Origin of the sequence: Tepidibacter sp., from assembly GCF_025210165.1 — a bacterium.
Classification (GTDB): domain Bacteria; phylum Bacillota; class Clostridia; order Peptostreptococcales; family Peptostreptococcaceae; genus Tepidibacter_A.
In genome coordinates this window covers 1-16,287 of sequence record NZ_JAOASI010000026.1, presented here as the reverse complement: position 1 = coordinate 16,287, position 16,287 = coordinate 1, and the positions used below count along the sequence as shown (strand labels likewise).

The following is a 16,287-nucleotide window of genomic DNA, read 5'->3' as shown; positions in this document are numbered from 1 at the left end:
TTTCGATATTTTGGATAGAATAGTTATTAAGCTCCAACATATTGAAAGCCTCCTTTATAAAAGTTTTTTGATTAACTTTAGGTTTTCATATTTGTTGGAGTTTTATTATTTGAAAAATTTAACTAGCACAACGGGTTAAATTATATGCGTTAGAAACTATATTAATTACAATTTAATAGATCTCCTATTCATTTTCTTATATAACCTACCTGCTTTTAATTGTAAATAATTTCTTGTCATTTATACCTTCATAAAGTTAATACTATCTTTAAGTCAATTTTAGGAGGTGAAGTCATGCATCAAGGAAATACTCATATAGGTTGTGATGTAACAGAATGTAAGCATCATGCTAAAGCTATTAATAACTGTACTCTTGATCATATCGAAGTTAAGAAACATACACCAACTGCTACATGTCCAGAGTCTACAGATTGTGCAAGCTTTGAAAAAGGACAATAGGTTATCCACAAGTCGAAAATTTTATAATGTCCTATATAATAAAAAAAGAAATACCTAGAATTAAAATTCTAGGCATTTCTTTTTTGCATATAAAAGTATTTATTTTAAAATCTATATTTTTAATAATTTATAATTTCTTCAGTAAGCACAAGTGCATTATTTATATTTCTTCCTGGTGAAGTTATATACTTACCTTGATAATAAAGGCTAGATGAAGCTCCTCCATCCATACACATAGCTCCCTTAAGATTCATTTCTTTGCATATTTGAGAGAGTTCCTTTAAATTTGCATTTGAGACAGTACCCATCACTAATTTATTTTCATAAGTATATCCTATAAAACTTCTTTGAGCACGAGATGTATTTATCTTACTTTCCCAAAAACCTTCTTGTGATCCATTTGCAGTTATTTTACCATCTATTATAAGGCTTAGTCCAGCTCCTATAGCACACTTAACGTCTTTCCGCTTGACATTATTATCTACACTTTGATCTATATTTTTAGATTCAAAATTGCATTGATATGATACTTTATCTTTTATCCTAAATCTTTCTACTAGGTATTTCACTTCTTCATTAAACACTATTATAAATCCATTTTGGGATACCCATAGATTATCTTGATTCTCAACTATATTTTTAACAACTCCATCTTCAATCATGACTGCCTTTGAAACTTTTGAAGAAATAGGAGCATTATACTCATGTGTATATATAACTATTGCATCTTTTTCATTTCTTGGATGATTAAGTCCCCATGCATAAAACTTTTTTTCATTATTTACGTATCCATCTATAGTAATATTAAGATTGTCTATAATCATCTTATTATCGGCAGTAAATCCTATAACAGAACCATAGTTTCCTATATGAACGACTTTACCATCTTCTATAAGCGTTCCATAGGGTAGATTAGATCCATCATATGCACTAAAGTATGTCCCATTTATTCCACCTATAACTCTATTAGTAGCAGTCTTTTTTATATCTGCCATATGTTTTAAAGAATCAGCCGAAGCTATCTTTTCATGAGCTCTTGCCACTTTAGGTTTTATAGTATGATTGTTTATATCTATAAGTACAATCTTTGCAGTTTTATTTACACTTTTAAAATATTGATTATAACTTACATATGGCGAGAATGCACATACTTGCATTACCGAAAGAGATACTATCATAAATATTATTAAAAATATTTTCTTCATTTTCCCCTCTCCTGTCATCAATTTTAGGTCATGTTTTTATTAAATTATTTAGATTCCTTTATATCCTCCATAACCATCTGAGGAGTAACCTTCCCCTTATATTCATTAATCTCTGGACTAAATACTACATCAACAGTATTTTGATTATTTAGACTCTCATATTTTTCATTAAGTGAAAATCCAATTCCACTCAAAAACGTATTTCCTTTTTTGCCACTTAACTTTAGATGAACATTATTATTTCCACATCCCTTAGTCCAGCTAGGATTTACTTGTATATCCTTTATCATAAACAAAGGCTTTGGATTAGCCATACCATAAGGTTCAAGCTTTGATATTTCATTTATAAGACCTACGCTCAATTGTTCTGCATCAAGTTCTGCCATTATATTAAGCTTTGGAACAAATATATTTGAATCTATATCTTTTATTTCTTTAGCTCTTTTATCAAGCTTTTCTCTTAACTCATCCAGCTTATCCTCCTCTAGAGAAAATCCACAGGCCATTTCATGCCCTCCAAATCCCAAGAATAAGTCTGATACATTGACAAGTTCATCATATATATTAATACCCTTTATACTTCTTCCACTTCCTTTAAGATATCCTTCTTCAGTTTTTGTTACAACTAAAGTTGGCTTATAGAATAAATCCTTTATTCTACCTGCAACAATACCTATGACTCCCTCTGATACTTTATCTGCTCTTACAACTAAAAAGTCGTGATTCATATAATTAGTTTCTACTAATAATCTACAGAATTCTTCGCCTTTTTCTTGAATAGCTTGTCTTTCAGAGTTTAAATTATGAAGTATAGCTGCTACTTTTTTAGCTTCCTCCTCATTCTTTTCCAAGAGAAGTTTAACTCCTAACTTTGCATCTTCAATTCTTCCTGCAGCATTAAAGCACGGCCCTAATACATATCCTATTCTTCCTGCACTTATCTCTTTGTCATCAAGCTTAACTTCTTTTCTCAAAGTAGCTATGCCTAATCTTTTATTTGAATTTATTGTTTTCAATCCGTATTTAACCAATGTTCTATTCTCATCTATTAAAGGAACAAGGTCTGCTATTGTTCCGAGCGCTACAAGATCAAGTGGAGTTGATAATGTGCTCCTAGGTAAATCTAGTTCTCGTTGAAGTGCCTGAGCTAATTTAAAGGCTACTCCACATCCACAAAGTTCCTTGAATGGGTATTCATCATCACCTTGCTTTACATTTATTATTATACATTCTGGAAGCTTTTCTGGTGGATTATGGTGATCTGTAACTATAATATCTAGTCCTATTTCTTTAGCATAATTAACCTCTTCAAAAGAACTAATACCGTTGTCTACAGTTATAATTAAATCTGCGTTCATATCTTCTTTAATACTTTTTATAGCATCTTTATTAAGACCATATCCTTCAGAAAATCTATTCGGTATATAATAATCTATATTATCAGTTATATTTAAAAAAAATTCTACTAATAAAGCAGATGATGTAACTCCGTCCACATCATAATCTCCAAATACAACTATTTTATTATCTTTATTTATATGGTTTTTTATTTTTTTTACAGCTTCCTTCATGTTTTTTATAAGAAATGGGTCGTATGTTTTTTTGGGCTTATCGCTTAAAAACTCCTCTATCTCTTTTTCATCAGTTATACCTTTATAATGAAGTATACCTTCAACTACAGATAATCCTTGTATTTTTTCTCCTTTTACATCCCAAATTTTGTTCATTACTACCTCCTTAATATGCCTAATCTTCAATAAGTTCAAATCTATATTTTTGATTCATAAGATTTATTTTTCCTTTAGGAACTTCTTCGAGAAACATATCAAGCGGTCTTACAAAAAGTCCATATTCTCCATATAAAGCTTTATACAATACCATCTCCTCTTGTGTTTCAGAATGCTTTACTATATCTACTACTAGATACAATTTATTCTTGAAATGTCTATATAATCTTCCCTTTTTTAATTCTCTTTTCATTTCAAATCCTCCCCAATCTTTTATTAATATTTTTGAATATCAAACAGTTCTTCTACTCTATCACTAATATATTTATAAGAGTCACTAACTCCTTGATTATAAAACTCTGGTGCGAGTTCTTTAATAAAAAAATCCAAAATCATAGAAGACGCCAAGTCTCCTAATTTTTCATCCCTTTCTTCTTGGAAATATTTTTTTATTAATGAAATCATTTTTTGTTTTTTATCCTTACTTAATTTTATATCTGTGCTCATATTTTCTCCTTTTTAATATCAAATTTCACACAAAAAAACTCTTTATATAAGTATATTATATCATTTTATACCGAGCTTTGTATAAAGAGGTTTTTAAAATCATAATCATGATTAAAATTTTACTTTTTTTTTGTAAAAAAATATATTCAACAACAAAATTCTATGTTATAATTCAATTAAATTATTTTTATTAGTTCTTTTCAGTTTCTTAAATTCCTCCATTAAGCTGCAACTTAATGGAGGTTTTTTGATTCTATTAATTTTTATTTATACATACCTAAATCAATTGGCAGGTTACCTTTATTTTTTATAAATGATATTGCAATATCTACTACAACAGCTAAATCCTCTGCATTAAAATAGTATTCTATATTGCTATCAAACAATATATTAGCAGATGGATTAAATTCTTCATCGCCTTCCCATATTATAAATGTAAAAAATACATTTTTTAAAAACTCAAATCTATATGCTAAATCACCTGTATTAGTCTTTTCGCATTCTATATCTTCAAAATCATTTTCAAATTTAATCAAGTTATTCCCATATATATTAGCAAGCCTTAGTATTGTTCTGTCATAAAAGTTCTTATAGTATACATGACCTCCTTTTATATCTTTGAACGTTATATCTTTTCCTGTTTTGTATACTCCTTTTCCATTTACAAGATATCTTAGTATCATTATTTTTATAATATACGAACTTATTTTTTCACCATTTTCATTGTATATATCACCACTTGGGTATTCTACTTTATAATTCTTATTTATAATTTTTAATGTGAACGTATTATTATGTTCATCATACTCATTTCCTGTGAGCATAGCCATACTCTTTGGATCTGTTTCTTGGAATATATTCCTTATATACTCATATGGTACTCTTCCCTGTCTATCATCCACAGTTTCACACCTTCCTTTTGCTCGATTTTACCATATAATGTATATTAAGTAATATTTTTATTCCATAATTCCTATTTCATCAGGAATAATTAAATCTGCATCTGTCTTTTTTATAACTTCATCAGCAGTTACTTCAGGTGCTAATTCTTTAAGGACAAGACCTTCTTTTGTAACCTGAATTACTGCAAGCTCTGTTATTATCAAATCTACTACTCCTTTTGCTGATAATGGTAACTTACATTCTTTTAATATTTTTGATTCTCCATTTTTTGTTGTATGAAGAGTAGTTGCTATAACTTTTTTTGCTCCTACCAAAAGATCCATAGCCCCTCCCATACCAGGACTATATTTGCCATCTTTATTTTTAAGAGCCCAGTTTGCTATATTTCCATTTTGATCTACTTCCAAAGCTCCTAATATTGTTATATCAACATGTCCTCCTCTAATTATTGCAAAAGATGTATCTAAGTTAAATAATGAGCAACCTATTAAAGGAGTAACTGGCATACCTGCTGCATTACAGAATGTATTATCTTCTTCCCCAAGTTTTGCAACTTCTCCAAAATTCAATATTCCATTTTCAGATTGCAATGTTACATTTACTTCTTCTGGTATGTAATTACTAGCTAATACAGGGATTCCAAATCCCAGGTTAACAACCATTCCATCTTTAAATTCTTTTGCAGCTCTTTTAGCTATTCTCTTTTTTGGATTCATAATTTTCCCCCCTTATTTATATATTCCAACACGTTTGCACATATCTCTAGTTCTATTACGATACGTATTGGAGTCATATCCTAAGCAAATAGCATCTACAAATATTCCCTGAGTTCCTATTTCTGTAGGCTTTAATTCCCCCACCTCAACTATTTCTTCTACTTCTGCTATTGTTATATTTCCAGCCATAGCCATAATAGGATTCGCATTAGGAGTTCCTTTATAAACGATGTTGCCCATCTTATCAGCCTTAAACCCTTTTATTATAGTTATATCTGTACCAAGTGGAGTTTCTAACAGATAATCCTTATCATCTAAAGTTAACTTTTGTTTTCCTTTTTCCATAAGTGTACCTACTCCTGTTGGTGTTAATACTCCTCCAAGACCAGCACCTTTACATCTTATTTTTTCTATTAATGTTCCCTGAGGGAAAAACTCTACATCAATTTCACCGCTTTGATATTGTTTAACTACTGTTGGATTTGTTCCTATATGAGAACCTATGAATTTTTTAACTAGTTTTTTATTAAATAAAAGTCCTAAATCACTATCCATAAAAGAGTTAACAGTAGATATAACCGTTAAGTCTCCTATATTTTGATTTACAATCTCATCAATTGCTCTTAAAGGCGTATTACAGCCTAAAAAACCACCAAACATAACACTGCAACCTGGTTTTACATATTTTAAAATGGCTTCTTTTATATCTATTACCTTAGACATAAAACACCCCTCCTTAAGTTAAACTCTTTATTAAAAATAAAGGTACCGTATATTATATTTAATGGATTGTATATATATAACAAAAAAACAAGCTTAGAATATTAATTCTCAGCTTGTTTATAATTTAGTTATTTTATCAAATACACCTTTCAGATTTTCACATTCTCCAACTAGTACCTTGTTTTTGAATAAATATATATTAAAATCTAAATTTTCTATATGTTTAGCTGCATGTATCTTTTTATATTTTAGTATTCTTAATTTTTCTATTTCTTCTTTTAAAAACTCATTATTATATTGAATTTCTTTGTAGCTAGATACATTTCCATTTGAATTTATATACCAACCACAATTTCTTGATAAAGCTGAAAATGTTGATTCATTTGGATTTATATGGAGTATAAATTCCTTTAAGCTTTTTTTATTATTTTCAAATGATAATATATATTCTCTAGATTCTCCAAATAATTTTATAGTATATTTATTATTTTTAGCTATTATACTTCTATCATACTCATTATTTATATTAAATCTGTTTTTTTGAAATATCATAGAAAAATCATTAAAAATATCATCAATAAATGCTTTTTGCTTTGAATAAAAATAATCAGCTAGTTGCTCATTTGTTGATACTAATTGAACTATATTATTCAAGTGACTTATAGGTATTTCATAATTTATACTTTTGTCAATATATCTGTAGCTATCAATATCCATAACTGCCTCCTTAATTATTGATATCTACACTATACCCCTTAATTATAAAGTTTATACATTAGTTTTAATTAGGTTTTACTATTTCTTTAAAATCATCTTTAGAGCTTTTTTAGATCCTCTTTTAATATCCTTCTCTAACTTTCTTTCTTTAAAACTTGTAAACAAGCTATTTATGTCATATCCTTTTGGATATAATTTTTCAGCTTTTAAATTAGGTCTTATTCTTTTGACATTTACTTCTATAAATTCTCCGTTATAAAAGACTTGTATATTATTGAATCTATCAACCTGTTTATAAATTATTCCAAAGTCATCTTTATCTAGTAACTTAACTCTATCTCCTACATTATAAATAGGTGTTTGAGTTAATGTATCTTTTTTATCTGTTTCTTTAGAAGAAGATTTCTCACTCTTTTTAACTATATCTAAATTATAGTTTTTATCATTTATATAATTCTTGGCTCTTTTTAACACTTTATCCTTTATTCCCATCTTCTTAGATATAAAAAGTGCATTACTATCTTCAGATGTTCCTATAGTAAGCCTATATAGTGGTTCTAAGGTGTTTTTATCAAACATCATACCTGCATTTTCAAATTCAGGATGCAGTGATGCAAATTTTTTAATTTCACCATAATGAGTAGATGCTATTGTTATACATCCCATTTTATAGAATTCTTCAAGAATAGCAATGGCGAGCCCAGATCCTTCATTAGGTTCTGTTCCACTTCCAATCTCATCACATAATACCAAAGTAGCTTTGTTTGACAAGTTCATTATTTGTGCAATATTTTTTATATGTGATGAAAATGTACTAAGGGCATTTTCTATACTTTGATTATCACCTATATCAACGAATATATTTTCAAAAATACTCATATGAGTATCCTCACTTGCACATATATCAAAACCACATTGAACCATCAATGTCAAAAGTCCTACTGTTTTTAAAGCAACAGTTTTTCCTCCTGCATTAGACCCTGTTATTATTAAGCTCCTATAATTTTGTCCTACTTCAAAATCAAGAGGTACAACATCTCCTTTTAAAAGAGGATGTTTTCCACTAATTATTTTTGTATATCCTCTATCGTTTATTTTAGGTGTAATTCCTTTTATATTCTGACTGTATTTAGCTTTTGCAAATACCATATCATATTCAGCTATTATCTCAATATTTAATTTTATCTGTGTTATTTTTTCAAATATCAGTTCTGTTAAATAAGATAATATTTTATATTCTTCTACAGATTCTTCTGATCTTAAGGTAATAAGTTCTAAGCTAAGCTTAGATACACTATTTGGTTCTACAAAAACTGTATTTCCTTTTGAGGATGTATCTAATACTATCCCATTAATCTCATTTTTATATGATGATTTTATAGGTATAACATATCTATCATCTCTTTTACTTATTATAAATTCTTGAATATATTTTTTATTTGTTGATGATGTTAGGAATTTGTTTAGTCTTTCTTTTATTTTACTTTCTGTTAATTCTATATTTCTTCTTATTTTTTTAAGTTCCTTACTAGCTTGTGGGTCTACTTTATTTCCTTTTATGCAGTATTTTATTTCACTTTCTATATTTTCACACTCTGTTATATTTGATCCGTATGAACTTAGTGTTGGTGAATAAAATTCTTTATCTATCATGAACTTTTTTATTTTTTTGCAACCTCTACAAAAATCTTCCATGCGTATCAATTCATCTGGGTATATAACCATACCTTTTTCAACCTTATCTATAATTGAATTAATATTAGATAAACCTTCTAAAGGTATGTGATTGCTAGATTCTATTATACTCCTAGCTTCTTTATTTTCATTTAACCTTCTTTTTACTATATCAATATTGCCACTAGGATATAACTTATCCACAAGATCTTTTCCAAGTGAAGTTGCACAATAAGTTTTTATTATATCTTTTAATTCTTTTAACTGTAATTTTTCAAATGTATCTTTATTCATTTATATTTCTCCTTTATTTATTAGTCTTTTATAGTAATTGACTTAATAAATAAGGAATTATTTTGTGGGTTAAACTCCTTATTTATTAAGTTTAACTACCAGCTCAATATAATTATATTTTTTCATAAAACATGTCTCCTTTAATATTTTTATTGTTCAATATATTATTTCATATATATTATTTTTATTCAATATGTTATATCTAAAAACTAATCTATGACTAAAACCGTATGATATTTATTATAAGTTTCTTCTAAGTAATAATTAAGCATAGTTATCGCTTCACTCTCATTTAATTCACTTAATTCGTTAAGTATATTAAGATATTTATACTTACCATCTAAATAACAAAAGGATAGTATTAAATCGTATCTATCTTCTACTACAACTCCATACTTTGTAAAAATATCTGACTCAGGATAATCATCTTCTCTATATTCATGGAATGTATGTACAGCCTCTCTTATAAATATGTTAGAAAATACCGAATTATTTATATCTGAATTAACTGCATCCATAATAGAATTTTCTATTAAATCGTATAGATAACAATTTCTATATACAAACGATTGTCCTTTTTTTATATCAACTTTTAAATTTAAAAACTCTTCTATATTCATATATTACCTCCATTATTTCTATTAAAATCCTTGTTGATTTTAAAAATCAAATTAGGATCAATCTTTACTTAGCGATTAATTATATCATATATTAAAAAGCCATAGTATCAATTAATACTATAGCTTTATTCTTATCTTATCTCTTAATTTATATATTTTTTATAACAAAAAATTATATTCATCTTCATACTTATGAATATATATCCGAAAACTCTATATTGATTTTTTCCACTTTCCCTTCATTACTAGATATTTCATTGTGTAAAATAGGTTCCTGATCTATTTTCATATCATCAGGAATTTCAATAATAAACTCACTTCCTTTGCCATATTCACTATTTAAGTATATTTTACCTTTATGCTCCTCTACTATTGACTTTACCAATGAAAGGCCGATTCCACTTCCTTCTTTTTCTCTATTTAGTAAAGGGTGTACTTGTCTAAATCTTTCAAATATTGTTTCTTGCTCTTCTTTTGTAATACCTATTCCTGTATCTTTAACAGAAATACGAACAGTTTCATTCTTCTCATATATATTCACAAATATACTTCCACCTTCATCTGTAAATTTAATAGCATTAGAAAGTAGATTAAGAATTACTCTTTCCATTTTATCCGCATCGCACTTAATAATTTTTTCCTCTGTATATGTATCAAATATTATGTTTAGATCTTTACTCTTTATATATTCTCCTACTGACATAGTAATATCTTCAATAACTTGAACAATATTATAATTTTTAAAATTCATTTTTAAAAAGCCTGCATCTATTTTTGTAGTATCTATTAAATTATTAATAAGTCTAAGAAGTCTATAGCAGTTTTGCTTCATCATAGGAGAATATTTTTTATAGTATTCATTTTGTTGATAAATATTATCATCTGAAACTCTGTCTATAAGCTGTATACTACCTAATAAAATATTTAATGGTGTTCTTAGTTCATGTGATATATTTGAAAAAAATTCTGTCTTTAATTTCTCATATTTTAATTTTTCCATAAGTACATTTTGCTTTTCTTTTTCTTTTTCTTTCCTTTGAGAAATATCTCTTATAATTGTTAAGACAGCAGGTTTTCCCTTATATGTTATTATATTAATTGACATTTCAACATCGATTATTTCTCCATTACTTTTAACTATTTTTTCTTCAAATGCTGGAATAGTAATATTTGATTTTTCAACTTTATTAAGATTATCTAGAACACTTTTTTTATAATCGTCTTTAACAAATTCAGTAACGCTCTTTCCAATTATGTTTTTAATATCATCTTCCCCAAGTATTTTTATTGTAGCTTCATTGACAAATACTATCCTACCTTTTTGATGAACAAATATTCCATCAGGACAAAGTTTCACAAGCTTTTTATAACTTTCTTCATTTTCTAAAAGTCTTTTAACACCTTGTGCAATTCTATGTTTTAAAAAGAGAGTATTTATTAATAAAAAAATAATAACAATCGTACTTACTATTAAAGTATAATTCTTTATGTTGTTCTTAGTAAGGTATATAGTCATATATTCCCATCTAGACTTTACACCTTCCATTTCTCCATAAGACATATTCTTTATTCCATTATTTATAAAAGTTAATAATTCCTTTTCTCCTTTTTTAACTCCAACCCTTAAAGGTTGTGTATATATTGTTTGTAAAAGTTCAAAATTATTCAACTCAGGATAGTAAAAAGATATATTTCTAATATTATTATGGTAATCAACGCAAACAGCTTTTACTTTCCCTCTATCTACAGCTTCCATTACCTCTTTAAGATCTTTATACACCAATAGCTTTATATTTGGATAATTCTTTTCTAGATAATATTTAGCATAGTTCTTTTCTGTAACAGCAATTCCCAAATCTTTAATATCATTAATATTAAAAGCATTTATATCTTCTTGTACATATATTCCTGTCATAATATCTATGATTGTACTCCCAAAGTCCATATATTCTAATCTATCATCTTTATAGAATAATCCTAAATGTATGTTTTCTTCTCCATTTTTTATAAGTTCTATCGATTTTGCCCAATAGGTTGGCTCCTTAAATTCTATTTTAACATTATTAATCGTCCCCCATGCCTTCCAAAAATCAATTAATATCCCTTTAGGATTACCTTTTGAATCTAAATAGCTAAAAGGTTTCCACTCTCTTATAACTGTTATTTTTATTTGTTCATGATTTTTAAATATTTCTTCTGTGCTACTAATAGATGTACAGCTAATCAATACAATTATAATAAGTATGTATTTTTTTAGTATATTTTTTATTTGTCTCTTCATATTATGCCTTATTTCCTTCCAAAAGTTTTCATAAATATATTAGACACTAAAAATTCACTATACAATATATCTACTAACTATTTTTACTTTATTTATATACTATCATAAAAATAATACCAATATAATTTATTTATATTAATTATTTTTTGGTAATAAAAAGCTTAGCTGTATAATTGTAGCCGAAATTATAAGAGAATATCTATATTACTCTATAACTTAGGCTAATGTGTAACTACAACTTAAACACCTGTATAACTTCTTCAAGTTCTCTTGACATATTTGCTAATTCTTCTACAGATTTAGTTATTTCTTCTATAGTTGCAGATTGTTCTTCACTTGAAGCTGCTACTTCTTCTGTGTTTGCTGCAGATTCTTCTGAAATAGATTCTATTTCATCTACTAAATTAACAATATTCTCTGTATTTGTATTTACTTCTAATATATTTTTATTTGCTATATCTAATTTATTTTTTGTTAAATCAAATCCTTGTATTATTTCATTTAAATAAATTCCTACTTCTTCTACAACTACTTCCCCTTTTTCAGCTTCTTTATTACCTCCTTCTATTGATACAATAGCTTTTTTAGCATTTTCTTGAGTTTTATTTATTAATTTTTTTATATTATCTGATGATTTAATCGTTTCCTCAGCAAGCTTTCTTATTTCGTCGGCTACAACTGCAAATCCTCTTCCAGACTCGCCAGCTCTAGCAGCTTCAATTGCTGCATTAAGTGAAAGTAAATTTGTTTGATCTGCTATATTATTTATAACTTGTACTATATTTCCTATTTCATCAGATGTTTTTTCAAATTCATTCATTATACCAGATGTATAATTTACACTATATTTAATTGTATTCATCTGTTTTATCATACTATTCATTTTTTCTCTACCATCTGATGCTAATTTACTTGTGTTGTCTGCATTATCTACTACATCATAAATCTCATCATTAATTTTTTCTATACTATCTGCTACTTCTTTTATATTATTTAAAACTAGCATTGTTGATTTAACTTGCTGTTCTGCTCCATCTGCTATATCTTGAGTTGATATAGCTATTTGCTCTGAAACCGTTGAAGCCTGCTCGGCTGCTGAAAATAGTTCCTGAGAATATGAAGCTACATTCAATCCAACATCTTGAATTTTACTTGTTATATCTCTTAAATTATTTATCATTTTATTAAAGCTATCTGCTAACATTCCTACTTCATCTTTACTTTTAATATCTATATCTTGTGTTAAATCCCCATTTGAAACTTTATTTGCTACTTCTACTAATTTTTTTAATGGATTGGTTACCTTTCTTATTAATAGTGATAGTATAATTCCTCCCACTATAAAAGAAATAATAGATATAATTATAGTTTTTATTAAGAGAATTTTTAATGCATTATTTATCTGTTTCATAGATAGTCCTATATCTACAGCTCCTATATGTATTCCATCTTCATACAATGGAACTAAAACATCATATACTTCCTGTCCTTGATAAGGATATTTTGATGCATACGGTTTTCCTTCAACCGCTGCGGTTTTACTTCCTTTATCATCCAACTGTTTTCCTATGCTATCTGTATTACTATGAGCCACTGCTTTTAAGTTCTTATCTATTACAAGAGCAAATATAATACTTTCTTTTTGTCCTATTTTCTCAACTTTGTTTTGAATATCCATTGATGATTTTAATTCTTGTATCTTATTCCCTATTATTCCCACTTGGACAAAACCGCCATTTTCTAAAGCTATAGCCCCATATTTATAATAGTCATCTGAATCCTCACTTTTTCTTATTTCTTCAAATACTTCTTTTTTTTCATCTCTTAATATATATTGTACAGGATTATTTTCTGAATATCCCGTTCCTACATACTCTTCAAAATTTGAATATATTGTTATACCTTTTGAGTCAGCTATATTTATTTCTGATACCCCTGTAGTTTCTGATATTTTAACTAAAAATTGATTACATAAATTAGGATTTTGAGCTATGATTTTACCTACAGTTTTTATTTTATCTTCTAAAAGAAATTCTACCTTACTCAAAGCTATATTACTAGTTTCTATTTCATTAACCATTTCTTTTACTAACTCCATACCCATTTTTTCTGTTTCTTTTATCATTTCTTTTTTCATAGTATTCAAAGAAACTCCAGCTAATATAGATATTGTTGTTAAAAATACAATTAAAGCTGTTGCTATAATTTTAAATGATATAGAATTATTTCTAAATTTTAATATTTTTTTCATATTCAATCCCCCACAATATTATATTTTTGTTAAATACAATTTGCCTTTTATATTTGATAAAAAATAAAAGATGCCTACGAATAATAGACATCTTTGCTTTGACATTTTTTATATAATATGTATATTATATATGTTTCGGCAAACTGGCAATCATAGAATTCACAATTCCTTAGACCCATGTCTTTGCGTCCTTATCTTTCGATAAGTTTGCTAGTATCGTCATACATTAACTCTTTATTTTATTTAAAATCCAGGACTTTATTCCTAGATTATATCACACTTCGACACTGTTTTCTACAATATTATGGTAAACTTGTTGTACAATTCAAAATAAAATAACAACTAAACTGATTTTTTATATTATTTTTTGATATATAATATAATTAATAATCAAAGAAATCATACTCTATATTGCCGATTTAACTAATAAATATAATTCATATATATAATCCTTAATAATAGGAGGTGTTTAATTTGAAATTTGTTATTGATAGATTTGAAAAAGATTATGCTCTAGTAGAGCTTCCTAATAAGACATTAACTAACATTCCTAAAATTTTGATTCCTAAAAATGCTAAAGAAGGCGATGTATTAGAGCTCATAATTGATATTAAAGAAACTAAGAAAAGAAAAAATGAAATACAAAATCTTATGGATGATTTATTTAATGATTAAATTACAATCAAGTAGTATATAATTTTTAAAACTACAAAAAATAAATGCGATTTTAAAATCAAGAATTAATAAAAATTAACAAAGCAAATATATAGAGTTATATATATTTTGATAATTTTTACCAAATGGAGGAATCAATATGAAAAATGGTGTAGTAAAATGGTTTAATCCTGAAAAAGGATACGGATTTATAACTTTAGATGAAGGAGAAGATATATTTGTCCATATATCTGCAGTAAAAGAAAATGGTCCTAGAAAAGATTTAGAAGAAGGACAAGATGTTTCACTGGATATAGTAAAAGGCCCTAAAGGACTTCAAGCTTCAAATGTTACTAAAATATAAAAACAGCTAAAAAATATCCTATAGATTAGACAATTAAAAAATCACTCTATAGGATATTTATATATATTTCACCATAAACTCTTCTTATCATATTCCTTTTCTACCCTAGTAATAGTTTCAGAATTAAATCTTGGTATATATGCTATTTTTATTACTCGGTATTATATAACAATTTAATATCAAAATACATAATATTTAGCAAAGAGAAAAATATATAATAATTAAATTATATGTTATATTTTTTATTTCTAGTGCATATATTTATTTTTATATCCAATTTTTTATATTAATAAGGGAGAGATTTAAAGATGAAAAATATACTATTTTATAAGAAGTACAATGTAAAAGAAACTCTAATCGAATATGAATGTAGTACTATAATAGAATTAGAAGATAAGTTAGCTGAAGAATTAAGAAAAAAATATGATACAGAAGTTATAAGTATATATATTAATAATAATGTCATGATTATCAAAGTTGAAGATGACATTTTTATATAAAAAAATTATAGAAGTTAATTATTTTAGACATACTCTCAAGTCAATATTTTTTTGTTAATGTTTTGTAAAATTTCAAATTTTTTTAAAGGATTTTAAGTTTTTTTGTCTAATTATATATCTTATGATATAAATATTTTCCGTGCAAAGAATGTTTATATCAACATCAATAAAAATACACTACTTGTATTACAAGTAGTGTATTTTTATTGGACCATTTATTTTTAATACTATCTATAAAGTGAAACTTAATTCAAATGAAGTTTTAGAATTCTTAACTTTCGGATGAATAACCAACATTAACATCTAATCCCACTACACCTATGAATTTTCCATTTTTATAAATGCCTTGTGCTATTGTAATAACTTTATTCCCACTTGTTATATCTGTATATGTTTTTGAAGTATACTCTCCCTTTTCCTTAGTGTCTTTGTACCAAGGTCTTATTCTAGCATCATAATCCGCTGGGAACTCTATATTTGGTTCTGCATACATTTCTCCTGTTTCTTTTGCAAAATATATATAACCTATTGATTCACTAATCTGTACCCTTTGTAAAGGACAATTTAAAAAAGACTATGCTACATTAAGAAGATGATTTCTGTATTGGACAGGAGTCATCTTCTTTAATCCCCACTGATATCTATAGTTATTATAATAAGTCATGTATTGTTTAATTTCACATTTAAGCTGT

Annotated in this window: 18 protein-coding genes and 1 riboswitch; of the genes, 4 read left to right on the top strand and 14 right to left on the bottom strand. The window is 26.8% G+C overall.

Annotation, left to right across the window (positions count from 1 at the left end; genetic code table 11):
- Window positions 1-294 precede the first annotated feature (294 nt).
- Window positions 295-459, top strand: a complete 165-nt coding sequence (locus tag N4A48_RS03930) for a DUF1540 domain-containing protein (protein ID WP_293664493.1) — start codon at window positions 295-297, stop codon at window positions 457-459.
- Between the two features lie 119 nt (window positions 460-578).
- Here the strand turns inward: N4A48_RS03930 and N4A48_RS03925 are convergent, their stop codons facing one another.
- The 12 genes from N4A48_RS03925 to N4A48_RS03870 form a co-directional block, all read right to left on the bottom strand.
- A complete protein-coding gene (locus N4A48_RS03925; RefSeq protein ID WP_293664492.1) occupies window positions 579-1,664 on the bottom strand; it encodes a phosphodiester glycosidase family protein in 1,086 nt (361 codons plus the stop codon).
- A gap of 44 nt (window positions 1,665-1,708) precedes the next feature.
- The gene (recJ, locus tag N4A48_RS03920; protein ID WP_293664491.1) at window positions 1,709-3,391 is read right to left on the bottom strand and encodes a single-stranded-DNA-specific exonuclease RecJ; all 1,683 of its coding nucleotides are present in this window, start codon (window positions 3,389-3,391) and stop codon (window positions 1,709-1,711) included.
- A 19-nt stretch (window positions 3,392-3,410) separates the two neighbouring features.
- On the bottom strand, window positions 3,411-3,644 hold the full coding sequence (locus N4A48_RS03915) for a DUF1653 domain-containing protein (RefSeq protein ID WP_293664490.1): 234 nt from the start codon (window positions 3,642-3,644) through the stop codon (window positions 3,411-3,413).
- A 23-nt stretch (window positions 3,645-3,667) separates the two neighbouring features.
- Entirely contained in the window at window positions 3,668-3,898 is a 231-nt protein-coding gene (locus N4A48_RS03910) for a DUF2164 domain-containing protein (RefSeq protein WP_293664489.1), read from the bottom strand.
- Between the two features lie 263 nt (window positions 3,899-4,161).
- Window positions 4,162-4,800 carry a DUF3786 domain-containing protein gene (locus tag N4A48_RS03905; protein ID WP_293664488.1) on the bottom strand — a complete coding sequence of 213 codons (639 nt, stop codon included), beginning with the start codon at window positions 4,798-4,800 and terminating at the stop codon, window positions 4,162-4,164.
- 57 nt (window positions 4,801-4,857) lie between these two features.
- Window positions 4,858-5,517 carry a 3-oxoacid CoA-transferase subunit B gene (locus N4A48_RS03900; protein WP_293664487.1) on the bottom strand — a complete coding sequence of 220 codons (660 nt, stop codon included), beginning with the start codon at window positions 5,515-5,517 and terminating at the stop codon, window positions 4,858-4,860.
- Window positions 5,518-5,529: 12 nt separating this feature from the next.
- Window positions 5,530-6,240: a CoA transferase subunit A gene (locus tag N4A48_RS03895; RefSeq protein ID WP_293664486.1), complete on the bottom strand. Its 711-nt coding sequence runs from the start codon at window positions 6,238-6,240 to the stop codon at window positions 5,530-5,532.
- Window positions 6,241-6,357: 117 nt separating this feature from the next.
- Window positions 6,358-6,957, bottom strand: a complete 600-nt coding sequence (locus N4A48_RS03890) for a hypothetical protein (RefSeq protein WP_293664485.1) — start codon at window positions 6,955-6,957, stop codon at window positions 6,358-6,360.
- A gap of 78 nt (window positions 6,958-7,035) precedes the next feature.
- Window positions 7,036-8,925, bottom strand: a complete 1,890-nt coding sequence (locus N4A48_RS03885) for an endonuclease MutS2 (protein WP_293664483.1) — start codon at window positions 8,923-8,925, stop codon at window positions 7,036-7,038.
- 209 nt (window positions 8,926-9,134) lie between these two features.
- Window positions 9,135-9,545 carry a hypothetical protein gene (locus N4A48_RS03880; protein ID WP_293664481.1) on the bottom strand — a complete coding sequence of 137 codons (411 nt, stop codon included), beginning with the start codon at window positions 9,543-9,545 and terminating at the stop codon, window positions 9,135-9,137.
- 190 nt (window positions 9,546-9,735) lie between these two features.
- Complete coding sequence (locus N4A48_RS03875; protein WP_293664480.1) at window positions 9,736-11,826, bottom strand: ATP-binding protein; 2,091 nt, start codon at window positions 11,824-11,826, stop codon at window positions 9,736-9,738.
- A gap of 232 nt (window positions 11,827-12,058) precedes the next feature.
- Window positions 12,059-14,077 (bottom strand): methyl-accepting chemotaxis protein, encoded by a 2,019-nt coding sequence (locus N4A48_RS03870; protein WP_293664478.1) that lies wholly within the window; start codon window positions 14,075-14,077, stop codon window positions 12,059-12,061.
- Between the two features lie 134 nt (window positions 14,078-14,211).
- Window positions 14,212-14,299, bottom strand: a riboswitch (cyclic di-GMP riboswitch).
- 252 nt (window positions 14,300-14,551) lie between these two features.
- On the opposite strand from N4A48_RS03870, the gene N4A48_RS03865 reads away from it, so the two are divergent.
- From N4A48_RS03865 to N4A48_RS03855, 3 genes are all read left to right on the top strand, one after another.
- Window positions 14,552-14,752 (top strand): DUF3006 domain-containing protein, encoded by a 201-nt coding sequence (locus N4A48_RS03865; RefSeq protein WP_293664476.1) that lies wholly within the window; start codon window positions 14,552-14,554, stop codon window positions 14,750-14,752.
- Between the two features lie 139 nt (window positions 14,753-14,891).
- Complete coding sequence (locus N4A48_RS03860; RefSeq protein WP_293664474.1) at window positions 14,892-15,095, top strand: cold-shock protein; 204 nt, start codon at window positions 14,892-14,894, stop codon at window positions 15,093-15,095.
- A gap of 308 nt (window positions 15,096-15,403) precedes the next feature.
- Window positions 15,404-15,595: a hypothetical protein gene (locus N4A48_RS03855; RefSeq protein ID WP_293664472.1), complete on the top strand. Its 192-nt coding sequence runs from the start codon at window positions 15,404-15,406 to the stop codon at window positions 15,593-15,595.
- Between the two features lie 271 nt (window positions 15,596-15,866).
- Here N4A48_RS03855 and N4A48_RS03850 read toward each other — a convergent pair whose 3' ends face one another.
- Window positions 15,867-16,136 (bottom strand): PDC sensor domain-containing protein, encoded by a 270-nt coding sequence (locus N4A48_RS03850; protein ID WP_293664496.1) that lies wholly within the window; start codon window positions 16,134-16,136, stop codon window positions 15,867-15,869.
- A 33-nt stretch (window positions 16,137-16,169) separates the two neighbouring features.
- Window positions 16,170-16,287 (bottom strand): IS3 family transposase (locus tag N4A48_RS03845; protein ID WP_293664495.1); only part of this gene is annotated, 118 nt, incomplete at its 5' end.